Here is a 21,786-nt window from a genome sequence, read left to right on the forward strand (position 1 = left end):
GGGTTGACCGCATAGAGCTGGCGCCAGCGCAGGCGCCGCATGACCTTGACTATCGGCAAAACGGTGTTACAACCAATAGAACCCACCGTGGGCGATAAAGATCCGCGCAGTCAACCAGATTTTTCGCAAGGTTCGTATGCGGATACGTGGATGATACTCCAGTGATGGAGTCCTTTGCAGAGGGACATAGGGATGACAAGCGGTAAAGTCAAGTGGTTCAACAATGCCAAGGGCTATGGGTTCATCAACGAGGACGGCAAGACTGAAGACCTCTTTGCCCACTATTCGGCCATCGTAATGGACGGATACAAGACGCTGAAGGCCGGCCAGCTGGTCAAGTTCGAAATCATCCAGGGCCCCAAGGGCCTGCACGCGGTGAACATCAGCGACGCCAAAGCCGAGGTCACAAGTTCAGCAGATCCGGCGACTGAACGCACGAAGGCCACTGTCTGACCATTTGTCTGCCGCTGAGATGTGAACGGGCCGATCGCCTCTTCAACGAGGCGATCGGTTTTTTCGTGTCTACATGTGTTTGATCATCTCATCGCCAAAGCCTGAGCTACCCACCAGCGTGGCGCCGTCCATCAGGCGCTCGAAATCATAGGTAACGGTTTTCGCCGCAATTGCGCCGTTGGTCCCTTTGATGATCAGGTCGGCAGCCTCGGTCCAGCCCATATGCCGCAGCATCATTTCGGCCGAGAGGATAACCGACCCCGGGTTGACCTTGTCCTGGCCGGCATACTTGGGCGCGGTACCGTGCGTCGCTTCGAACATTGCCACCGTATCCGACAGGTTCGCCCCAGGCGCGATGCCAATCCCGCCCACTTCTGCCGCCAGCGCATCGGACAGGTAGTCACCGTTCAGGTTGAGCGTGGCAATCACGTCATACTCTGCCGGGCGCAGCAGGATCTGCTGCAGCATGGCATCGGCGATCGCATCCTTGACCACCACCTTCTTGCCACTCTTGGGGTTGGTGAACTGCATCCACGGCCCGCCATCGAGCAACTCGGCGCCGAATTCTTCCTTGGCCACCTCGTAGCCCCAGTCCTTGAACGCGCCCTCGGTGAATTTCATGATGTTGCCCTTGTGGACCAGGGTCAGCGACTCGCGGTCATTGTCGACCACATACTGCAACGCCTTGCGCACCAGGCGCTTGGTGCCTTCCTTGGAGACCGGCTTGACGCCGATGCCGCAGTCCTGGTCGAAGCGAATCTTGGTGACGCCCATTTCCTCCTTGAGAAACTTGATCACTTTGATGGCTTCGGGCGAACCGGCCTTCCACTCGATGCCGGCATAAATGTCTTCGGAGTTTTCCCGGAAGATCACCATGTCGACGTCTCCCGGCTTTTTCACCGGACTCGGCACACCCTCGAACCACACCACCGGGCGCAGACACACATACAGGTCAAGCTGTTGACGCAGGGCCACGTTCAGCGAGCGGATGCCGCCACCGACCGGCGTAGTCAGCGGGCCTTTGATCGACACCACGTATTCTTTGACTGCGTCGAGGGTCTCTTGCGGCAGCCAGGTGTCCTGGTCATACACCTGCGTAGCTTTTTCACCGGCATAGACCTCCATCCAGGCGATCTTGCGCTTGCCGGCGTAGGCCTTGTGCACGGCGGCATCGACTACCTTGATCATCACCGGGGAAACATCGACCCCGATGCCATCGCCTTCGATATAAGGAATGATCGGGTTGTCGGGCACATTGAGCGAATGGTCGGCATTGACGGTGATCCTGGCGCCGTCGGTCGGCACCGTGATTTTCTGGTATCCCATGCTTGCACTACTCCGGAGTCGGGTGTGGTTGGACATCATGCGATCCAATCAGCCTAAACCACATCTGCCGACCTGCAAGGCCGGACTTGTACCTGCGGCAATGCACCACATTGCAGGTAAGTCTTTGGTCTTATAAATGCGCTGATACCACTTGGCCTTGCTGATTAGCCCAAAGGGTTTGGTATACTCCGGCCCTGACCGTAAGGTCATGGGGGCGAATCCCCGGAAATCGCGGCTTGCCCCCGGCCCTCGAAGGCCACAAAGTCTGGGCTGTTACCGCATCCCAGCCGCTTGACGCTCGACTGATGCATCCACCATCACCGCTCGTAGCCTCTCGACCTTTTGCCCATGGCGCGCCGTGGGCGATGCGCCTACCCAGCGCACCCCGAGACTCGAGTACGCTCAGCAAAACAGAGAGTTAACCCGCATGCCCACCCGCTCTAAGATCATCTATACCTTCACCGACGAAGCCCCTGCCCTCGCCACCTATTCGCTGCTGCCGATCGTCGAAGCGTTCACCGCCTCGGCTGACATCGCCGTCGAAACTCGCGACATCTCCCTGGCTGGCCGTATCCTTGCGGCATTCCCGGAGCAACTCGGCGCAGACAAGCAGGTAAGCGATCATCTGGCGGAGCTGGGCCAACTGGCCACCACCCCTGAAGCCAACATCATCAAGCTGCCGAACATCTCGGCCTCGGTGCCTCAGCTCAAGGCTGCGATCAAGGAACTGCAAGCCAAGGGTTACGCCGTCCCTGACTACGCCGACGAGCCTGCCAGCGCTGCCGAAAAAGAATCCCGCGCGCGCTACGACCGCATCAAGGGCAGCGCCGTGAACCCGGTACTGCGCGAAGGCAACTCCGACCGCCGCGCGCCGCTTTCGGTCAAGAACTACGCTCGCAAGCACCCGCACAAAATGGGCGCCTGGGCTTCCGATTCGAAATCGCACGTGGCCCACATGAGCCAAGGCGACTTCTACGGCAGCGAAAAAGCCGCACTGATCGAAGCTGACGACAGCCTGCGCATCGAACTGCTGGACAAGAACGGCGCAACTACCGTTCTGAAGGAAAAAACCGCTGTCAAAGCCGCAGAAGTGGTTGACTGCGCGACCATGAGCCGCAAAGCCCTGAAAGCCTTCATCGCCGAGCAGATCGCCGATGCCAAGGCCAGCGGCGTACTGCTTTCGGTGCACTTGAAAGCAACCATGATGAAGGTTTCCGACCCGATCATGTTCGGCGTCATCGTCGAAGAGTTCTACGGTGAAGTGCTGACCAAGCACGCTGCAGCGCTGGCTGACATCGGCTTCAATGCCAACAACGGCATCGGCGACCTGTACGCCCGCATCAAGGACCTGCCAGCTGACCAGCAAGCGCAGATCGAAGCCGACATCCAGGCCCTCTACGCCGTACGTCCAGCCCTGGCCATGGTCAACTCCGACAAAGGCATCACCAACCTGCACGTGCCGAGCGACGTAATCGTCGACGCCTCGATGCCGGCCATGATCCGTGATTCGGGCAAGATGTGGAACACTGCCGGCGAGCTGCAAGACGCCAAGGCCGTGATCCCGGACCGCTGCTACGCCGGTATCTACCAGGCTGCCATCGAAGACTGCAAGGTCAACGGCGCCTTCGACCCGACCACCATGGGCAGCGTACCGAACGTTGGCCTGATGGCGCAGAAAGCCGAAGAGTACGGCTCCCACGACAAGACCTTCGAAATCAAGGCCGATGGCGTCGTGCGCGTCGTTGATGGCAAAGGCAACGTGGTTCTGCAACAGAACGTCGAAGCCGGCGACATCTTCCGCATGTGCCAGACCAAAGACGCGCCGATCCAGGACTGGGTCAAGCTGGCCGTCAACCGTGCCCGCCTGAGCGGTACCCCAGCGGTGTTCTGGCTCGACCCGGAACGCGCCCACGACGGCGTGATGATCGAGAAAGTCCAGAAGTACCTGAAAGACCACGACACCACTGGCCTGGACATTCGCGTCCTGCCGCCGGTCGAGGCGATCAAGTTCTCCCTGGCCCGTATCCGCGAAGGCAAGGACACCATCTCGGTGACCGGCAACGTTCTGCGCGACTACCTGACCGACCTGTTCCCGATCATGGAGCTCGGCACCAGCGCCAAGATGCTGTCGATCGTGCCGCTGATGAACGGCGGTGGCCTGTTCGAAACCGGCGCTGGCGGTTCGGCACCCAAACACGTGCAGCAGCTGGTCGAAGAGAACTTCCTGCGTTGGGATTCGCTGGGTGAATTCCTCGCTCTGGCGGCCTCGCTCGAGCACCTGGGCGACACCTACGCCAACCCACGTGCCAAGGTTCTGGCCAACACCCTGGATCAGGCTACCGGCAAGTTCCTCGACAACAACAAGTCGCCTTCGCGCAAGGTTGGCGGTATCGACAACCGCGGTAGCCACTTCTACCTGACCCTGTACTGGGCTCAGGCCCTGGCTGCGCAGAGCGACGACGCTGCGCTGCAAGCGCGCTTCGCCCCGCTGGCCAAGACCCTGACCGAGAACGAAGCGACCATCGTCGCCGAACTCAACGCCGTACAGGGCAAGCCAGTCGACATCGGTGGCTACTACGCCCCGGATGCCGAGCTGACCGCCAAGGTGATGCGTCCAAGCCAGACCCTCAACAACGCGATTGCTGCGCTGTAAGGTTCGCTTGAAGTAACCCCACAAACCCCGGCCACGCACCGGGGTTTGTGCTTTTCAGGATTCCACTATGACCTGGCACCCCCACATCACCGTAGCCACCGTGGTCGAAGACCAGGGCCGCTTCCTCTTCGTCGAGGAGTTCAAAGCCGGCCAGCACGTCTTCAACCAACCGGCCGGCCACCTCGAGCCCAACGAAACCCTGCAGCAGGCCGCCCTGCGCGAAACCCTCGAAGAAACCGCCTGGGATGTCGAACTGACCGGCGTGGTGGGCATCTACCTGTACACCGCCCCCAGTAACGGCGTCACCTACCAACGCATCTGCTTCGCTGCCCGCCCCGTCCGGCACCATCCGCAACGCGCCCTCGACAGCGATATAACCCGCGCGCTGTGGATGACCCGCGCCGAGCTGCTGGCCGAGCCACAACGCTGGCGCAGTGAGCTGGTGCCGCGCTGCATCGACGACTACCTGGCAGGCCCGCTGCACAGCCTCGCCTTGCTGCGCGACTGACGCGCACGAGCGGGCCTGATAGAATCGACCTTTTTCCCTGATACACATCGGTAGCCATGACCAGCCCAGCACTCAAAGACCCCGCCAAGACCCGCGTCATCGTCGGCATGTCCGGCGGCGTCGACTCTTCCGTCTCCGCCCTTCTGCTGATCGAGCAGGGCTACCAGGTGGAAGGTCTGTTCATGAAAAACTGGGAAGAGGACGACGGCACCGACTACTGCACCGCCCGCGAAGACCTGGCCGACGCCCAGGCCGTGTGCGATCGCATTGGCATCAAGCTGCACACGGCCAACTTTGCCGCCGAGTACTGGGACAACGTGTTCGAGCACTTCCTTGAAGAGTACAAGGCTGGGCGCACGCCAAACCCGGACATCCTCTGCAACCGCGAGATCAAGTTCAAGGCCTTCCTCGACTACGCGCTGTCGCTCGGTGCCGACCTGATCGCCACCGGTCACTATGTACGCCGGCGCGACACCGGCGAGCTGACCGAGCTGCTCAAGGGCCTGGACCCGAACAAAGACCAGAGCTACTTCCTGCATGCCGTCGGCGGCAAGGAAATCGCCCGCACCCTGTTCCCGGTCGGCGAGCTGGAAAAACCCGAAGTGCGCGCCATCGCCGAGAAACATGGCCTGGCTACTGCCAAGAAAAAGGACTCCACCGGCATCTGCTTCATTGGCGAACGACGCTTCAGCGACTTCCTCAAGCAGTACCTGCCGGCCCAGCCGGGCAATATCGAAACCACCGAAGGTGAAGTCATCGGTCGCCACCATGGCCTGATGTACCACACCATCGGCCAGCGCCAGGGCCTGGGCATCGGCGGCCTCAAGGACGCCGGTGACGACCCGTGGTACGTGCTGGTCAAGGACCTCGCCCGCAACGTGCTGGTGGTCGGCCAGGGCAACGAGCACCCATGGTTGTTCTCCCGCGCCCTGCTCGCCTCGGACATCTTCTGGGTCAACCCGATCGACCTCGCCACCCCGCGCCGCCTCACGGCCAAGGTGCGCTATCGCCAGGGCGACCAGGGCTGCACCCTGGAACGCACCGAAAGCGGCTACCGCGCCGTGTTCGACGAGCCGCAACGTGCGGTCACCCCCGGCCAGTCGGTGGTGTTCTATGATGGCGAGGTGTGCCTGGGCGGCGGCGTGATCGAGACTGCTGAGCCGTGGAGCCCGCGCCCATGAGCAACCTGCACGAGCAGTTGATTGCCCTGGGCGGCGTGTTTCAGGCTGCAGTGCTGGTCGACAAGCTGGCACGCACCGGCCAGTCCAATGACGCCGAGCTTGGCTGCATGCTTGGCAGCCTGCTGGTGATGGATCCCAAGGACACCCTCGAGGTGTTCGGTGGTGATGACCTTAACCTGCGCGACGGTTACCGCGCCCTGGTCGGCGCACTCGAGCGCGAGCCCAGCAGCCTGCAGCGCGAGCCGCTGCGCTATGCCCTGTCGATGCTCGGCCTCGAGCGCCAGCTGGCCAAGCGTGGCGACCTGCTGGAAACCATCGGCAACCGCCTGCCGCAAATCCAGGGGCAGGCCGATCACTTCGGCCTGACCCACGAGAACGTCATCGCTTCCAGTGGCGCCTTGTATCAGGACACCCTGAGCACCTTGCGTCAGCGCATTCAGGTGCATGGCGACATGCGCTTCCTGCAGCAAGCCAGCAACGCCTCGAAGATCCGCGCACTGCTGCTGGCCGGGATTCGCGCCGCACGCCTGTGGCGCCAGCTTGGCGGGCACCGCTGGCAGCTGGTATTCAGCCGGCGCAAGTTGCTCAACGAACTGTACGGCATGATGCGCACCAATTCCTGAATGCTGCGCATCCCCGCCTGGCACGGTCCATGTAGGAGCGGCCTCGTGTCGCGAAAGGTGCGCGAAGCGCGCCCAGCAATCCTAGGGTGCGGCACAAATCCTGGGGCCGCTGCGCAGCCCTTTCGCGACACGAGGCCGCTCCTACAGCGACCGCGATAAGCTTTGAAACGGCTCGACCTTTGGTCAGCCACCCGACCTCGGCGCATTTTTCATGTATGATATGCGCCCTCCAAAAGCCTGACTGTCCGAGAACACCCCATGCAGCTTTCCTCGCTCACTGCGGTTTCCCCTGTAGACGGCCGCTACGCCGGCAAAACCCAGGCCTTGCGCCCTATTTTCAGCGAATACGGCCTGATCCGTTTCCGCGCCCTGGTCGAAGTGCGCTGGCTGCAACGCCTGGCCGCCCACCCGCAAATCGGTGAAGTGCCGGCATTCTCGGCCGAGGCCAACGCCGTTCTCGATACCCTGGCCAGCGATTTCCAGCTGGCCCACGCCGAGCGCGTCAAGGAAATCGAACGCACCACCAACCACGACGTCAAGGCCATCGAGTACCTGCTCAAGGAGCAGGCTGCACAACTGCCTGAGCTGGCCAACGTCAGCGAGTTCATCCACTTCGCCTGCACCAGCGAGGACATCAACAACCTGTCCCATGCGCTGATGCTGCGCGCGGGCCGTGATGACGTGCTGCTGCCGCTGATGCGCCAGATCGCCGAAGCGATCCGCGCGCTCGCCCACCAGCATGCCGACGTGCCGATGCTGTCGCGCACCCACGGCCAGCCAGCCTCGCCGACCACCCTGGGCAAAGAGATGGCCAACGTCGTCTACCGCCTCGAGCGCCAAATTGCGCAAGTCGCTGCCGTGCCGCTGATGGGCAAGGTCAACGGCGCCGTCGGTAACTACAACGCGCACCTGTCGGCCTACCCGCAGATCGACTGGGAAGAGAACGCCCGCGCCTTCATCGAAGACGAGCTGGGCCTGCAGTTCAACCCGTATACCACCCAGATCGAGCCGCACGACTACATTGCCGAGCTGTTCGACGCGATCGCCCGCTTCAACACCATCCTGATCGACTTCGACCGGGACATCTGGGGCTACATCTCGCTGGGCTACTTCAAGCAGCGCACCGTTGCCGGTGAAATCGGCTCGTCGACCATGCCGCACAAGGTCAACCCGATCGACTTCGAAAACTCCGAAGGCAACCTCGGTATCGCCAACGCCCTGTTCCAGCACCTGGCCAGCAAACTGCCGGTTTCGCGCTGGCAGCGTGACCTGACCGACTCCACCGTGCTGCGCAACCTGGGTGTGGGCTTCGCTCACAGCGTTATCGCCTATGAAGCCAGCCTGAAGGGCATCAGCAAGCTGGAAGTCAACACTCAGCGCATCGCTGCTGACCTGGACGCCTGCTGGGAAGTGCTCGCCGAGCCGATCCAGACCGTCATGCGTCGTTTCAACATCGAAAACCCCTACGAGAAGCTCAAAGAGCTGACCCGTGGCAAAGGCATCACCCCTGAGGCGCTGCTGACCTTCATCGATGGCCTGGACATGCCAGCCGATGCCAAGGCCGAGCTCAAGCAGCTGACTCCTGCGACCTACATAGGTAACGCAGTCGCGCAGGCCAAACGTATCTAAGATTACGCCTGCGTCTGACGCCCGGCCTAGCCGGGCGTTTTTATTCCCGGACGAAAATTACGTTTTTTCAATAGGTTGAACATGAATTCTGATACTCCACTTCAGCTGCTTGGCGGTTTGACTGCTCGCGAGTTCCTGCGTGACTACTGGCAGAAGAAGCCATTGCTGGTGCGCCAGGCGTTCACCGACTTCGAAAGCCCGATCGACCCTGACGAGCTGGCTGGCCTGGCCCTGGAAGAGGAAGTCGAATCGCGCCTGGTCCTCGAACACGGCGAACGCCCGTGGGAGTTGCGTCGCGGCCCGTTCACCGAGGACGACTTCGCCACCCTGCCAGAGCGCGACTGGACCCTGCTGGTGCAAGCGGTCGACCAGTTCGTGCCAGAAGTGGCCGAACTGCTGGAAAGCTTCCGCTTCCTGCCGAGCTGGCGCATCGACGATGTGATGATCAGCTATGCCGCGCCCGGCGGCAGCGTCGGCCCGCACTTCGACAACTACGACGTGTTCCTGCTGCAGGGCTACGGTACCCGCAACTGGAAAGTCGGCCAGAAGTGCGACAGCGACAGCAAGCTGCTCGAGCACGCCGACCTGCGCATCCTGGCTGACTTCGAGCAGACCGACGAGTGGCGCCTGGAGCCGGGTGACATGCTCTACCTGCCACCACGCCTGGCCCACTTCGGCGTTGCCGAAGACAACTGCCTGACCTACTCGGTCGGTTTCCGCGCGCCAAGCGCTGCTGAAGTGCTGACCCACTTCACCGACTTCCTCAGCCAGTTCCTGCCGGACGAAGAGCGCTACAGCGACGCCGACGCCCAGCCGGTCAGCGACCCGCACCAGATCCAGCACGACGCTCTGGACCGCCTCAAGGCCCTGCTGGCCGAGCACATGGGTGACGAGCGCCTGCTGCTGACCTGGTTTGGCCAGTTCATGACCGAGCCACGCTACCCTGAGCAGGTCGCCGGCGAGCCGCTCAAGGAAGAAGAGCTGATCGACAGCCTGGAACAAGGCGCTATTCTTATCCGTAACCCAAGCGCACGCCTGGCCTGGTCGGAGGTCGATGACAATTTGCTGCTGTTCGCCAGCGGCCAGAGCCGTCTGCTTTCGGGCCACCTGCGCGATCTGCTGAAAATGATCTGCGCCGCCGATGCGCTGCACATCGAAAACCTCGGCCAGTGGCTCAAGGATGAAGAAGGTCTGACTCTGGTCTGCCAGCTGGTCGAACAAGGAAGTCTGGGTTTTGCCAATGAATAGAATCAGCGTTCGGCTTGCCGATTGGATCAAGGACAACAGTGATATCCGCCACATCCGCGATGCGGTGTTCGTTGCCGAGCAGCACATTCCGCCTGAGCTGGAATTTGACGCCGAAGACCCCCAGGCCGTGCATTTCCTGGCCCTTGAGGGTGACTACCCGATCGGCACCGCGCGCCTGCTGGCAGACGGCACCATCGGCCGCATCTCGGTACTCAAGGACTGGCGCGGGCTGAAAGTGGGCGACGCACTGATGCATGCGGTGATCGCCGAAGCCCAGGCTCGCGACCTCAAGCAACAGACCTTGAGCGCCCAGGTGCATGCCACGCCGTTCTATGAGCGGCTGGGTTTCAAGGTGGTCAGCGAGGAGTTCCTCGAAGCCGGCATCCCCCACGTGGAGATGGTGCGCGAGTCCTGCGACCTCTCCTGAGCAACCTCAGGGCCGCTTGAACCGGCCCTGTTTCGCAGCGGGCTGCAATGGCCCGCTGCGTGCTCTGCAACATTGGTTCACCAGCCAGCTGTATATGCATACAGATAAAACTTGCCTGGCGGCGCTTCTTTGTCCATCCTGACGCTCATCGTCTGCCCATGAAGCGTTCTCGGCCATGCGCCTGTTTCTCTGCGAAAAACCCTCCCAGGCCAAAGATATCGCCAAAGTGCTCGGCGCCACCCGCCGCGGTGACGGCTGCTGGCAAGGCACTGACGTGTGCGTGACCTGGTGCATCGGCCACCTGCTCGAAACCGCCCCGCCCGACAGTTACGACGCCCGCTACAAGCGCTGGAGCCTGGACGACCTGCCGATCATCCCGGGCCAGTGGAAAATGCTGGTCAAGCCAAAAACCGCCAGCCAGTTCAAGGCAGTCAAACGCCTGCTTGGCGAAGCGCGCGAACTGGTCATCGCCACCGACGCCGACCGCGAAGGCGAGATGATCGCCCGTGAGCTGGTCGAGCACTGCCGGTACCGCGGCCCGATCCAGCGCCTGTGGCTGTCGGCGCTGGACGATGCCTCGATCCGCAAGGCTCTGGCCAAGCTGCTGCCCGGCAGCGAGACCTTCAGCCTGTACCATTCAGCTCTGGGCCGTTCGCGTGCCGACTGGCTGATCGGCATGAACATGAGTCGGCTGTTCACCCTGCTCGGGCGTCAATCCGGTTATCAAGGCGTGTTGCCCGTCGGCCGTGTGCAAACCCCGACCCTGCGCCTGGTGGTAGACCGCGATCGCAGCATCGCTGACTTCGTGCCAGTTCCGTTCTGGGCCATCGACGTGCAGCTTGAGCATGCCGGCAGCCTGTTCAACGCACAGTGGCGCGCGCCTGAAGACGCCTGCGATGATCAGGCCCGCTGCCTTAACCAGAGCCTGGCCCAGCAAGCCGCCGCCGATATCGCTGCGGCTGGCAGTGCGCAGGTCAGCAAGCTGGTCACCGAGCGCGTGCGCGAAGCCGCACCACTGCCGTTCGATCTGGGCACCCTGCAGGAAATCTGCTCGAAGAAGTTCGGCTACGGCGCCCAGGAAACCCTCGACATCGCCCAGGCCTTGTACGAAACCCACAAACTGATCACCTACCCGCGCAGCGACTGCGGCTTTCTGCCAATGAGCCAGCACGCCGAGGCGCCGGCCATTCTCGCTGCATTGCAGCGCGCCGATGCCAGCCTGGCGCCGCTGCAAGCGCACCTGCAGCCGCAACGCCGCTCGCGCGCCTGGAACGACGCCAAGGTCAGCGCCCACCACGGCATCATCCCCACTGCCGCCGCCAGTGACCCGACGCGCCTGCCGCCCAAATACAAGGCCGTCTACACCCTGATCCGCGCGCGTTACCTGGCGCAATTTCTGCCCAACCATGAATACGACCGCACCCAGGCTGATTTCGATTGCGCTGGCCACGCCCTGCGCGCCGTCGGCAAGCAGATCGTCGAACCCGGCTGGCGCCGCGCCCTGCCAGAGGCGCTGACGCCGGCCAAGGGCCGTGAAGCGCCGCCGGCGCAGGTGCTGCCGCCCTTGCAGCAAGGCCAGGTCTGCGCAGTGCGCAACGTCCAGCTCAAGGACCTGTGGACCCAGCCGCCGAAGCCTTTCACCGAAGGCGACCTGATCAAGGCGATGAAAAACGTCGCCAAGCTGGTGGATGACCCCAAGCTCAAGCAAAAGCTCAAGGACACCACCGGCATCGGCACCGAGGCCACCCGCGCCAGCATCATCCAGGGCCTGCTCGACCGCGGTTATCTGGTCAAGAACGGCAAGGCCCTGGCCGCCACCCCAGCCGCGTTCAGCCTGATTGACGCCGTCCCACGGGCCATTGCCGACCCGGGCACCACGGCGATCTGGGAGCAGGCTTTGGACATGGTCCAGAGCGGCGAAATGACCCTCGAGGAATTCGTTGCCCGCCAATCGGCCTGGATGGGCAAGCTGGTGGAGCGCTGTAGCGGCATGCGCATGACCATCAGCGGCCCGCTGGCACCCGCCGGTGGCAAGAAGGCGCCCTGGAGCAAGAAGCGCCGCTCGGGCACCAAGGCCAAAGCGGCCGACGGCAAGCCCAAGGCGGCCAAGCCGAGGGTTGCCAGGCGCAAGGCCACTACCTGAGCCTCAGACCTGGCCTCAGGTGCCGCTCTTGAGTCGGCTGAAGGCTCGGGTCAGTTCGCGGTTGAATTGCTTGCCATTGTCGTTCTTGCTGTACAACCGCGCGCGCACCTCGGCCGGCGGATAGGTGCCGGGGGCGTTGCGGATCTGCGCATCGACCAGGTTGTCGGCGGCACTGATCGCATTGGCGTAGTGAATGGTGTCGGTGATCGGTGCGATCACCTCCGGGCGCATCAGGTAGTCCATCAAGGCCCAGGCCGCCTGCGGGTGCGGTGCGTCCTTGGGCACCACCAGCGCGTCGAGCCAGATCAACGTGCCCTCCTTGGGGATTCGGTAATCGAGGCTGTAGGTTTTGCCCGCCTGCTGCGCCTGGCCCTGGGCGATAGCCACGTTGCCGTTCCACGACATCGCCACGCAGGTCTCGCCGTTGGCCAGGTCGTTGATGTTGCGGTCATTGTCGAAGTAGCGGATGTACGGGCGGATCTTGCGCAGTTGTGCCTCGGCCAGCTTGAGGTCCTCGAGGCGCTGCTGATTGATGTCCAGGCCCATGTAGCGCATCACTGCGGCAAACACTTCGTTGGGGTCATTGAGCAGGCTCACCCCGCAATCGGCAAATTTCGCTACCACCGCCGGGTCGAACAGCATCGCCCAGCTGTCCAGCGGCGCATCGTTCAGGCGTGCGGTCACGGCCTGCTGCTGAAAGCCGACCCCGGTGGTGCCCCAGGCGTAGGTCCCGGCATAACGGTTGCCGGGGTCGAACACGTCCATGTGCTGACGAAACTCCTCGCCCACACCCTGCAGATGGGGCAGCCGGCTTTTATCCAGCGGCTGCAACGCGCCGCTGGCAATGGCCCGGCTCAGGTGCTGACCGGCGCTGAGCACCAGGTCATAGCCGCTGCGTCCGGTCAGCAGTTTGGTTTCGGCGGTTTCCAGCGAATCGAAGTGGTCGGCGACCACGCGGATGCCGGTTTCCTTCTCGAAATTGCTCAGCGTGTCTGGCGCCAAATACTCGCCCCAGATGTACAGGTTGACGGTGGGCTGCGCCGCATCGGCGGCGTGCCCCGCCGCCGCGCTGCCGGCCAGCGCCAACCCAATTGCCAGCACAGAGGCTTTCATCAGCGAGGCCCTCCGGCGTATTGCGGCATGGTGATGCAGGCAACGTTGCCGCCGCCGAGCAGAATCTCGCGCGAGTTTTCGATGCCGATGATGCGCTTGCCCGGGAACAGCTCTGCCAGGGTCGCCTGGGCGACGCTGTCATTGCGGTCGCCGAACAACGGCACGACGATGGCCGAGTTGCCGGCGTAGTAGTTGATGTAAGACGCACAGATCCGCGTGCCGGCTTCGCGCACATGAGTGCCGTCGACCTGATCCAGCCCGGCGGCTTCGGCAGCGGTCCACTGCAGCACATCGGGTTGGGGCAGCTTGTGCACCTTGAGCTCACGGCCGCGGCTGTCGCGGGTGCTGCGCAGGATGTCGTAGGCTTCCTGGTAGATCTCCCACTGCGGGTCATCGCGGTTGTCGGTCCATTGCAGCACCACCTCGCCGGGCCGTACAAAGCAGGCCAGGTCGTCGACATGGCCGTCGGTTTCATCGAACTTGCAGCCACGTGGCAGCCAGATCACCTGCTCGGCACCAAGGTAATCCTGCAGGCGCCGGGTCACTTCTGCTTTGCCCAGATGAGCGTTGCGATTGCGGTTGAGCAGGCATTGCTCGGTGGTCAGCAGGCTGCCTTGGCCGTCACTCTGGATGCCGCCGAGTTCTGCGATCAACGGCGCGCGGTAGCGGTCCAGGTTTTCGATCTCGAGGACCTTGCGAGCGATCTGGTCGTCCTTGTCCCATGGGTAGTAGAGGCCACCGTCGAGGCCGCCATAGGCGTTGAATTCGAAGTCGACGCCGCGTACCTCGCCGCTGTCATCGTTGACCACGAAGCACGGTCCGCTGTCGCGAAACCAGGTGTCGTTGCAAGTCATCTCCACTACCCGCACCGCCTCCGGTAGCAAGCGTCGGGCATTGGCGTATTGCGCGGCGGAGGCACACACAGTGACCGGCTCGCTGCTGGCAATCGCCTTGACGATCTCGACCCACACCTGCTGCGCCGGCTTGGCGCCATTGCGCCACACGTCCGGCCGCTCCGGCCAACCGAGCCAGCAGCCGGCCTTGGCTTCGAACTCGCCGGGCAAGCGGAAACCATCGGCCTTGGGGGTAGTGCTGAGCGAACGTGCCATGGGTCAACCTCGTCGTGACTGAGTGGGATGAGCCGAAGCTACGCCGCCAGCGGGCACACATCCAACGATGAAAACTCAGCGATTGGTGAATTGAATTCACGGTTCGCTGATCTGTTCGATGAACCAGTCAACGAAGTCGCCCACTGCACCGCGCTCCAGGCGCAAGCGTTCGCAGACCAGCGCGTACTGCCCCTGCGCGGTCACACTGGCGCTGAACGGGCGCACCAGTCGGCCACTTTGCAGGTCGGCCTGGCAGGTCAGGTTGTCGCCCATGGCTACGCCCTGGCCGAGCAGCGCCGCCTCCAGCGCCAACGCCGCATGGGGGAAGTACAGCTGGCGGTTGGGCTGGCCGTCTTCGGCGTGGGTGGCCAGCCACGAGGTCCAGGTCTTGCCGTCCTGGTCGTCGTGCAACAGACAGTGGCGCAACAGGTCGCGCGGGCGCTTCATGGCGCTCTGGTTGAACAGGCCGGGGCTGCACACTGGAAAGAACTGCAGCAGCGGCAACGGCCGCACGAAGTGCGTGCTGGCGTCCAGCGCGCTGGTGCCGTAGGTGATCGCCAGGTCAACGTCCAGCGCTGGCGCCCCGGCATTGATCGGCTGTTCGAGTAGATGCAGGGTGATGTGCGGGTAGCGGCTGCTGAAGTCAGCCAGACGATTGATCAGCCATTTCTGCGCCAGCTCTGCCGTAACCGCAACCCGCAGCACTGCCTGCGAAGCCGGGTCACGCAGCTCGTCACAGGCCTTGCCGATCAACTCGAAGGCCTGTTGCAACTGCTGCAGCAGGCGCTCGGCTTCAGCACTCGGGCGCACCTGGCGGCCGACCCGCTCGAACAACGCCACGCCCAGCTGCGCTTCTAACTGGCGAATCTGGTGGCTGACTGCGCTGTCGGTGACGCACAGCTCGGCGGCGGCCCGGCCGAAATGGCCATGGCGGGCGGCGCACTCGAACGTGCGCAAGGCGGTCAGCGAGGGCAGACGGCGCATGATTGAAGTCCTGACAGGCGGCTGATGGGCATAGCCAGCATCAGCCAGGCGTTGCAATAAATACAAGCTTGCTGGCGAAACCAGCACCAGCTGCTAGATTTTTCAGGCTGAATCACAGCGCCGTCTAGAGCTCGCAATGACCCCCACTACCCTGCTGGACGAAGTCCGCGCGTTTCGCAGCCAACACCCCGAAGTGCGCTATGTCGACCTGATCAGCCTGGACATCCCCGGGCATTTCTACGGTAAACGCTACCCCATCGACATGCTCGAAAAGCTCGCCGCCGGCAGCCCGCTGAAGCTGCCGCAGAACTGCGTGCTGCTCGGTGCCCAGGGTGGCTTGTTCCCGATTGGCGATTACTGCTTCAACGATGGCGACCCGGATGCACTGCGCCGGCTGATCCCCGGTACGCTCAAGCCGGTCAGCTGGGAAAAGCAGCCACTCGGGCAGATGCTGATCAGCTCCGACGGCACCGATGCGCCCATAGAGTTCGAGCCGCGCGAGGTCCTCGCCCGGGTGCTGCAGCGTCTGCAGGCGCTGGGCATTCGCCCGGTGGTTGCATTCGAGCTGGAGTTTTACCTGTTCGACCGCGCGCTGCAGGACGGCCTGCCGCAGTTTCCCCGCGACCCGGTCAGTGGCGATCGCGATGACCAGCCCAACCTGCATATCGAGCGGTTGTCGCGCTTCTGCGAAGTGCTGCACGACATGGTCGAAACCGCCAACGCCCAAGGCGTCGATGCCAACGTCATCACCGCAGAACTCGGCCCGGGTCAGTTCGAGATCAACTTCGGCCACTGCGACGACGGCCTGCGCGCCGCCGACTGGGCCGCCCTGTTCTGCCGCAGCAGCCGCGGTGTGGCGCGCAAGCACGGCCTGCGCGCCAGCTTCATGAGCAAGCCCTACCTGCAGGCACCCGGCAGTGGCATGCACGTGCATGTCAGCCTTTACGACAGCAGCGGCAACAATGTGCTCGCCGCCGACCAGCAGCGGCCGTTGCGCCATGCCGTGGCCGGCTGCCTGGCCCTGCTGCCACAGTGCATGCCGATCTTTGCCGGCAACCACAATGCATTTCGCCGCTATGGCGCCATGGTCAACGCCGCCAGCCGCGCCAGCTGGGGCTTTGAAGATCGTGACGCGTGCATTCGCATCCCCGAGTCGGACTCACGCAACCTGCGCATCGAGCACCGCCTGGCCGGCGCCGACGCCAATCCGTACCTGGTGCTGGCGGCAATCCTCTGTGGCATGGAGCAAGGCCTGGCGGCCCGACAAGAGCCGATTGCCCCGCTCAATGATGATCGCACCAGCGGCATCGACTTTCCCAAGGACATGCTTAGCGCGGTGGCCGCGATGCAAGCGCATCCTGCGGTCAGTGCCGGGCTCGGTGAAGAGTTTGTGAAGGTGTACTGCGAAAACAAACGCCAGGACCACCTGGCCTTCATGGATGAAGTCAGCGCACGCGAGTATCACTGGTTCTTGTAGCGGGCGGCAAAACCGCCTCGATACTGGCCACACCCGACGCTGGCGTTTACCATGGCAGCCTTTGCCGCGGCCTTTTGCCGCGCACTGCCGCTAAGCCCGAATCCTCATGCCTTTCGAACTCTCCGTTGAACCGCTGACGCTGCTGATCCTGACACTGGTTGCCTTTGTTGCCGGCTTTATCGACGCCATTGCCGGCGGCGGTGGTCTGTTGACTACCCCTGCGCTACTGACCGCGGGGATGCCGCCGCATCTGGTGCTGGGCACCAACAAACTCAGCTCGACCTTCGGCTCGGCCACCGCCGGCTTCACCTACTACCGGCGCAAGCTGTTCCACCCGGCGCAGTGGCGTCCGGCGCTGTTCGGCACGCTGGTAGGTGCCCTGCTCGGCGCGGTGATCGCCCATTACCTGCCGGCGGAGTGGCTGAACAAGATGCTGCCGGTGGTGGTGTTTGCCTGTGGCATCTACCTGTTGTTCGGTGGCACGCCAAAGGCGCCGCTGGACGCCGATGCGCCGATCAAGAAAACCTGGCAGTTGCCTCAGGGCTTCACCCTGGGCTTCTACGATGGCGTCGCCGGGCCAGGCACCGGTGCGTTCTGGACAGTCAGCACGCTGCTGCTGTATCCGATCGATCTGGTCCGCGCCAGTGGTGTGGCGCGGAGCATGAACTTCGTCAGCAACGCGGCGGCGCTGACGGTGTTCATCGCCTCTGGTCAGGTCGACTATATCGTGGGCCTGGCCATGGGCCTGGCGGTGATGGTCGGGGCGTTCTTTGGCGCACGCACGGCAATCAGCGGCGGCAGCAAGTTCATCCGCCCGGTATTCATCACTGTGGTCCTGGCGCTGACCGTGCGCCTAGCCTGGCAGCACTGGTTCGGCCAGGCCTAAGCGGCGCGCCACATACAGATCGATCAAGTGCCGGGCAATCGAACGCCCGGCCGGCAGTGGCGGCAGGGCATGCACGTTGAACCACTGCGCATCCTCGATCTCGTCCGGCTGCATGACGATCTCGCCACCGGCGTACTCGGCGTGAAAACCGAGCATCATCGAGTGCGGGAACGGCCAGCACTGGCTGCCGACGTACTGGATGTTCTTCACCTCTACCGCCACCTCTTCACGCACTTCACGCACCAGGCAGTCCTCAGCCGACTCGCCCGGCTCGGCAAACCCGGCCAGGGTGCTGTACACGCCAGTGACAAAGCGCGGTGAGCGCGCCAGCAGAATCTCGTCGCCGCGGGTGACCAGCACGATCATGCTGGGCGAAATGCGCGGGTAGCTGCGCAGGTCGCAGCGGGCACAGTGCATGGCCCGCTCCCAGTGGATCTGGGTCATGGCCTGGCCGCAGCTGCCGCAAAAGCGATGCTCACGCGCCCAGGTGCCGATCTGCGCCGCGTAGCCAAGCAGCTTGTAGATATCGAAGTCGCCTTCGAGCATGAACTGGCGCAGGCCACGCCAACCGCAACCGCTCACCTCAGCGGTGCTGCGCAGCTCCAGCAGGAACACCGGCTCACCGTCGAAGTGACCGATGCCGTGCTCGCAGAGGATGTCCAGGTCCTGGCGCTTGAGCCATTCACGCGGGAACAGCACGCCGTTATCGTCCAGCAGAAACCCGTCCGGGCCGCGGGCCACGGCCAGCCCTCCGGCGACATTGGGGTCGAGTACTGCGCTAGTCCAGCGTGCTGACATGGTGGGCTTTCCTTCAAGCGCGTCCACCGCCTCGGTCAGTCGGCGAACGTCGGTTTCTGTTTGCTCATGTGAGCCGCAACGGCGACCCGCAAGTCTTCGGACTGCAGCATGGCGGCGTTCCAGGTCGCAATGTACTCAAGGCCATCGGCGATACTGTGCTCGCGCATGTAATTGAGCATCTGCTTGCTGCCGGCCACGGCAATGGGGGATTTTCCCGCAATTTCACGGGCAATGGCAAAGACTCCGTCGAGCAGCGCCGCGTGATCGGGGTAAACCCGGTTGACCAGGCCGATCTGGTGCGCCTCCTGCGCCTCGACATGGCGCCCGGTGTAGGCCATTTCGCGCATCACGCCATCAGCGATGATCCGCGGCAGGCGCTGCAGGGTGCCGACGTCGGCGGCCATGCCCATGTCGATTTCCTTGATCGAGAACTGCGCGTCGCTGCTGCAATAACGCATGTCACAGGCCGAGATCAGGTCGATGGCGCCGCCCAGGCAGTAGCCCTGGATCGCTGCCAGCACCGGTTTGCGGCAGTTGTCGACGGCGGTGAACGACGCCTGCATGTTGAGGATGGTCTTGCGTAGCAAGCGCGCATTGCGGCCGACGTCCTTGCCCAGCTGGTTGGCCAGCGAGGCCAGCATCATCAAGTCGATGCCGGACGAGAAGTGCTTGCCGGCGCCGCTGATGACCACTGCGCGGACCGCATCGGTGTCATCGATCCACTGGAAGATCTCGATGATTTCCTGCCAGAACGCCGCGTTCATCGCGTTGATTTTTTCCGGGCGGTTGATCTGCACGTGAGCGATGTTTTCGGTCAGTTCGACTGTGAACGCGGTGTAGTCGGTCATCGGTGGCACTCTGGTGGCAAATGGGGTCTGCGCCGGACTATAGCGCACCTGTTGGTCATCTGCTTAAGGTCTGCTGGATTCTGAATACTGCGCCTGGTTTGAGGACGTCCGGGGCTGCTTTGCAGCCCTTTCGCGACACAAGGCCGCTCCTACAGTTGCGCAATGAGCGTGCTTTGCGGCACCGTGCGCGACTGCAGAATCATAAGGATACAAATTCATGGAACGCTCCCTGCCGAGCACCCTCGCCCATTCGTTTCTTGGCCAGTCGCCACGCTGGTACAAGGCGGTCATCTGCCTGTTCCTGTTGCTCAACCCGCTGGTGCTGGCCACTCTAGGCCCGGTAGCGACGGGCTGGCTGCTGGTGATCCAGTTCATCTTCACCTTAGGCATGGCACTCAAGTGCTACCCGCTGATGCCAGGCGGGCTGCTGCTGATCGAGGCGTTGTTGCTCAAGCTGACCACCGCCCAGGCGCTGTACGACGAACTACTGCACAACTTCCCGGTGATTCTGCTGCTGATGTTCATGGTCGCCGGCATTCACTTCATGAAGGAACTGCTGTTGTTCCTGTTTTCGAAGATCCTGCTCGGGGTGCACAGCAAGACCGTGCTGGCGCTGCTGTTCTGCGTACTGTCAGCGTTCCTCTCGGCGTTTCTCGATGCACTGACGGTGACGGCAGTGATCATCAGTGCCGCAGTCGGCTTTTATGCGGTGTATCACCGGGTCGCTTCCGGTGCCAATCCACGTGAAGACTCGGAGTTGGGCAGCGACCAGCAGGTCGCCCAGCTGCACCGCGAAGACCTTGACCAGTTCCGCACCTTTCTGCGTAGCCTGCTCATGCACGGCGCTGTCGGCACTGCGCTGGGCGGCGTCTGCACGCTGGTCGGCGAGCCGCAGAACCTGCTGATCGGGCATGAGCTGGGGTGGCACTTCGCTGACTTCTTCTTCAAGGTCGCGCCGGTATCGCTACCGGTGCTGGGTGCCGGCCTGCTGACCTGCGTCGTGCTGGAAAAGCTACGCCTGTTCGGCTACGGCACCCTGATGCCGACGCGCGTGCGCCAGGTGCTGGCCGCCCACGCGGCCGAGGACGATGCCGCACGCACGCCGGCCCAGCGCCTGGCACTGTGGGTGCAAGGGCTGGCGGCGCTGCTGTTGATTGTCTGCCTGGGCCTGCACATTGCCGAAGTCGGCTTGATCGGCCTGATGGTGATCGTGCTGATCACGGCCTTCACAGGTATTACCGATGAGCACCGTCTGGGCCGTGCCTTCCAGGACGCCATGCCATTCACCGCGCTACTGGTGGTGTTTTTTGCGGTAGTGGCGGTGATCCACCAGCAGCAGCTGTTCAGCCCGTTGATCGCAGCGGTGTTGGCCCTGCCGCCCGAGCAACAACCGGGCATGCTCTATCTGGCCAACGGCTTGCTCTCGGCAATCAGCGATAACGTGTTCGTTGCCACCATCTACATCACCGAAGTGAAGCAGGCGTTCATCGACGGACGCATGAGCCGCGAGCACTTCGAGACCCTGGCGGTGGCGATCAATACCGGCACCAACCTGCCCAGCGTGGCCACGCCCAATGGCCAGGCAGCGTTTCTGTTTCTGCTGACCTCGGCGATCGCGCCGCTGGTGCGCCTGTCGTACGGGCGCATGGTGTGGATGGCGCTGCCCTACACCGTGGTCATGGGCGGCCTGGGCTGGTATGCGGTGACCTACTGGTTGTGACCGGCAGTGTTCAGGCGCTCTGCCGCCGCATGGCCAGGATCGCAGCGCCAAAGCCGATGAAGGTAGTGCCCACCACCCGGCTGACCCAGCGGGCAAACTGCGGCCGGGTCAGCACGCCTTTGGCCCGTGCTGCGAGGCTGGCGTAGACCGCCAGCGACAGCAGCGACAACGCCATGAAGATCGCGGTCAGGATCAAGAACTGCGGCAGCAATGCCGCGCCCTGATCGATGAACTGCGGAAACAAGGCGGTGAAAAACATGGTCGCCTTGGGGTTGGTCGCTGCGGTCAGAAACGCCGACTTGTATAGTTTCAGCCGCGTCGGCCTGAGCACCTTCACCGGTGCTGCGCCCGCCTCCGCCAGCATCGGATTCTTCTTCAGCAGCTGCTTGCCGCCGAGATAGAACAGGTAGGCTGCACCGAGAATCTTCACCGCGTTGAACAGCACTTCCGAGCTGGCCAGCAGCGCGCCCAAGCCGAGCATCGCCGCAGCCGACAGGCAGAACAGCCCGCTGACATTGCCCAGCGATGACCAGATCGCGGAACGTGCGCCGTACAGAATACTGTTGTTGATCGCCATCAACGAGGCCGGCCCTGGGCTGGCAATGGCGATCGCGGCGACCAGGGTGTAGGCAAGTAGCGAGTGGCTGTCCATGGCGTGTA

19 protein-coding genes are annotated in these 21,786 nt (G+C 63.1%); 12 read left to right on the forward strand and 7 right to left on the reverse strand.

Going from position 1 to position 21,786, the window contains the following annotated elements; all coding sequences use genetic code 11:
* The first annotated feature begins 192 nt into the window (after positions 1–192).
* Positions 193–453: a cold shock domain-containing protein CspD gene (gene cspD / locus AC58X1_RS06295; RefSeq protein ID WP_178080777.1), complete on the forward strand. Its 261-nt coding sequence runs from the start codon at positions 193–195 to the stop codon at positions 451–453.
* Positions 454–522: 69 nt separating this feature from the next.
* Here cspD and icd read toward each other — a convergent pair whose 3' ends face one another.
* Positions 523–1,779, reverse strand: a complete 1,257-nt coding sequence (icd, locus tag AC58X1_RS06300; RefSeq protein ID WP_103437880.1) for an NADP-dependent isocitrate dehydrogenase — start codon at positions 1,777–1,779, stop codon at positions 523–525.
* Positions 1,780–2,206: 427 nt separating this feature from the next.
* Here icd and AC58X1_RS06305 point away from each other — a divergent pair, with 427 nt between their 5' ends.
* The 8 genes from AC58X1_RS06305 (at position 2,207) to AC58X1_RS06340 (ending at position 12,191) form a co-directional block, all read left to right on the forward strand.
* Complete coding sequence (locus AC58X1_RS06305; RefSeq protein ID WP_101320843.1) at positions 2,207–4,432, forward strand: NADP-dependent isocitrate dehydrogenase; 2,226 nt, start codon at positions 2,207–2,209, stop codon at positions 4,430–4,432.
* 67 nt (positions 4,433–4,499) lie between these two features.
* The gene (locus AC58X1_RS06310) at positions 4,500–4,940 is read left to right on the forward strand and encodes an NUDIX hydrolase (protein WP_101320845.1); all 441 of its coding nucleotides are present in this window, start codon (positions 4,500–4,502) and stop codon (positions 4,938–4,940) included.
* Positions 4,941–4,996: 56 nt separating this feature from the next.
* Positions 4,997–6,121, forward strand: a complete 1,125-nt coding sequence (gene mnmA, locus AC58X1_RS06315) for a tRNA 2-thiouridine(34) synthase MnmA (RefSeq protein WP_101320847.1) — start codon at positions 4,997–4,999, stop codon at positions 6,119–6,121.
* Complete coding sequence (gene hflD / locus AC58X1_RS06320) at positions 6,118–6,744, forward strand: high frequency lysogenization protein HflD (RefSeq protein WP_101320849.1); 627 nt, start codon at positions 6,118–6,120, stop codon at positions 6,742–6,744. Before mnmA ends, hflD begins: the two co-directional genes overlap by 4 nt.
* A 258-nt stretch (positions 6,745–7,002) precedes the next feature.
* Positions 7,003–8,373, forward strand: coding sequence for an adenylosuccinate lyase (purB, locus tag AC58X1_RS06325; RefSeq protein ID WP_101320851.1), 1,371 nt, complete (start codon positions 7,003–7,005; stop codon positions 8,371–8,373).
* 81 nt (positions 8,374–8,454) lie between these two features.
* A complete protein-coding gene (locus tag AC58X1_RS06330; protein ID WP_497428534.1) occupies positions 8,455–9,621 on the forward strand; it encodes a ribosomal protein uL16 3-hydroxylase in 1,167 nt (388 codons plus the stop codon).
* The gene (locus tag AC58X1_RS06335) at positions 9,614–10,048 is read left to right on the forward strand and encodes a GNAT family N-acetyltransferase (protein WP_101320856.1); all 435 of its coding nucleotides are present in this window, start codon (positions 9,614–9,616) and stop codon (positions 10,046–10,048) included. Before AC58X1_RS06330 ends, AC58X1_RS06335 begins: the two co-directional genes overlap by 8 nt.
* Positions 10,049–10,223: 175 nt before the next feature.
* Positions 10,224–12,191, forward strand: a complete 1,968-nt coding sequence (locus tag AC58X1_RS06340; protein ID WP_497428535.1) for a DNA topoisomerase III — start codon at positions 10,224–10,226, stop codon at positions 12,189–12,191.
* Positions 12,192–12,206: 15 nt separating this feature from the next.
* On the opposite strand, the gene AC58X1_RS06345 is transcribed toward AC58X1_RS06340, so the two are convergent.
* The 3 genes from AC58X1_RS06345 to AC58X1_RS06355 form a co-directional block, all read right to left on the reverse strand.
* On the reverse strand, positions 12,207–13,304 hold the full coding sequence (locus AC58X1_RS06345; protein ID WP_497428536.1) for an extracellular solute-binding protein: 1,098 nt from the start codon (positions 13,302–13,304) through the stop codon (positions 12,207–12,209).
* Positions 13,304–14,413 carry an agmatine deiminase gene (gene aguA, locus AC58X1_RS06350; protein WP_188036308.1) on the reverse strand — a complete coding sequence of 370 codons (1,110 nt, stop codon included), beginning with the start codon at positions 14,411–14,413 and terminating at the stop codon, positions 13,304–13,306. Before aguA ends, AC58X1_RS06345 begins: the two co-directional genes overlap by 1 nt.
* Positions 14,414–14,509: 96 nt before the next feature.
* A complete protein-coding gene (locus AC58X1_RS06355) occupies positions 14,510–15,397 on the reverse strand; it encodes a LysR substrate-binding domain-containing protein (RefSeq protein ID WP_101320864.1) in 888 nt (295 codons plus the stop codon).
* A gap of 136 nt (positions 15,398–15,533) precedes the next feature.
* Between AC58X1_RS06355 and AC58X1_RS06360 the strand changes: the two genes are divergently transcribed.
* Both AC58X1_RS06360 and AC58X1_RS06365 read left to right on the forward strand, forming a co-directional pair.
* Entirely contained in the window at positions 15,534–16,874 is a 1,341-nt protein-coding gene (locus AC58X1_RS06360) for a glutamine synthetase family protein (protein WP_497428537.1), read from the forward strand.
* A 106-nt stretch (positions 16,875–16,980) separates the two neighbouring features.
* Positions 16,981–17,760 carry a TSUP family transporter gene (locus AC58X1_RS06365; protein WP_101320867.1) on the forward strand — a complete coding sequence of 260 codons (780 nt, stop codon included), beginning with the start codon at positions 16,981–16,983 and terminating at the stop codon, positions 17,758–17,760.
* Here AC58X1_RS06365 and nudC read toward each other — a convergent pair.
* Positions 17,728–18,558, reverse strand: a complete 831-nt coding sequence (gene nudC, locus AC58X1_RS06370) for an NAD(+) diphosphatase (protein ID WP_497428538.1) — start codon at positions 18,556–18,558, stop codon at positions 17,728–17,730. The genes AC58X1_RS06365 and nudC overlap by 33 nt on opposite strands.
* 35 nt (positions 18,559–18,593) lie before the next feature.
* The gene (locus tag AC58X1_RS06375) at positions 18,594–19,406 is read right to left on the reverse strand and encodes a crotonase/enoyl-CoA hydratase family protein (RefSeq protein ID WP_101320871.1); all 813 of its coding nucleotides are present in this window, start codon (positions 19,404–19,406) and stop codon (positions 18,594–18,596) included.
* 217 nt (positions 19,407–19,623) lie between these two features.
* Between AC58X1_RS06375 and nhaB the strand changes: the two genes are divergently transcribed.
* Entirely contained in the window at positions 19,624–21,126 is a 1,503-nt protein-coding gene (nhaB, locus tag AC58X1_RS06380) for a sodium/proton antiporter NhaB (protein WP_497428539.1), read from the forward strand.
* Between the two features lie 10 nt (positions 21,127–21,136).
* Here nhaB and AC58X1_RS06385 read toward each other — a convergent pair whose 3' ends face one another.
* A complete protein-coding gene (locus tag AC58X1_RS06385) occupies positions 21,137–21,778 on the reverse strand; it encodes a LysE family translocator (protein ID WP_101320875.1) in 642 nt (213 codons plus the stop codon).
* Positions 21,779–21,786: the final 8 nt, after the last annotated feature.

The organism is Pseudomonas sp. PGPR N4 (assembly GCF_059693665.1).

Coding starts and splice junctions, on each gene's coding strand:
- AC58X1_RS06330 (WP_497428534.1), top strand. CDS start 8,455: ATGAATTCTGATACTCCACTTCAGCTGCTTGGCGGTTTGACTGCTCGC.
- hflD (WP_101320849.1), top strand. CDS start 6,118: ATGAGCAACCTGCACGAGCAGTTGATTGCCCTGGGCGGCGTGTTTCAG.
- AC58X1_RS06340 (WP_497428535.1), top strand. CDS start 10,224: ATGCGCCTGTTTCTCTGCGAAAAACCCTCCCAGGCCAAAGATATCGCC.
- AC58X1_RS06375 (WP_101320871.1), bottom strand. CDS start 19,406: ATGACCGACTACACCGCGTTCACAGTCGAACTGACCGAAAACATCGCT.
- AC58X1_RS06360 (WP_497428537.1), top strand. CDS start 15,534: ATGACCCCCACTACCCTGCTGGACGAAGTCCGCGCGTTTCGCAGCCAA.
- AC58X1_RS06335 (WP_101320856.1), top strand. CDS start 9,614: ATGAATAGAATCAGCGTTCGGCTTGCCGATTGGATCAAGGACAACAGT.
- AC58X1_RS06310 (WP_101320845.1), top strand. CDS start 4,500: ATGACCTGGCACCCCCACATCACCGTAGCCACCGTGGTCGAAGACCAG.
- aguA (WP_188036308.1), bottom strand. CDS start 14,413: ATGGCACGTTCGCTCAGCACTACCCCCAAGGCCGATGGTTTCCGCTTG.
- AC58X1_RS06345 (WP_497428536.1), bottom strand. CDS start 13,304: ATGAAAGCCTCTGTGCTGGCAATTGGGTTGGCGCTGGCCGGCAGCGCG.
- AC58X1_RS06385 (WP_101320875.1), bottom strand. CDS start 21,778: ATGGACAGCCACTCGCTACTTGCCTACACCCTGGTCGCCGCGATCGCC.
- icd (WP_103437880.1), bottom strand. CDS start 1,779: ATGGGATACCAGAAAATCACGGTGCCGACCGACGGCGCCAGGATCACC.
- AC58X1_RS06365 (WP_101320867.1), top strand. CDS start 16,981: ATGCCTTTCGAACTCTCCGTTGAACCGCTGACGCTGCTGATCCTGACA.
- nhaB (WP_497428539.1), top strand. CDS start 19,624: ATGGAACGCTCCCTGCCGAGCACCCTCGCCCATTCGTTTCTTGGCCAG.
- cspD (WP_178080777.1), top strand. CDS start 193: ATGACAAGCGGTAAAGTCAAGTGGTTCAACAATGCCAAGGGCTATGGG.
- AC58X1_RS06355 (WP_101320864.1), bottom strand. CDS start 15,397: ATGCGCCGTCTGCCCTCGCTGACCGCCTTGCGCACGTTCGAGTGCGCC.
- AC58X1_RS06305 (WP_101320843.1), top strand. CDS start 2,207: ATGCCCACCCGCTCTAAGATCATCTATACCTTCACCGACGAAGCCCCT.
- mnmA (WP_101320847.1), top strand. CDS start 4,997: ATGACCAGCCCAGCACTCAAAGACCCCGCCAAGACCCGCGTCATCGTC.
- purB (WP_101320851.1), top strand. CDS start 7,003: ATGCAGCTTTCCTCGCTCACTGCGGTTTCCCCTGTAGACGGCCGCTAC.
- nudC (WP_497428538.1), bottom strand. CDS start 18,558: ATGTCAGCACGCTGGACTAGCGCAGTACTCGACCCCAATGTCGCCGGA.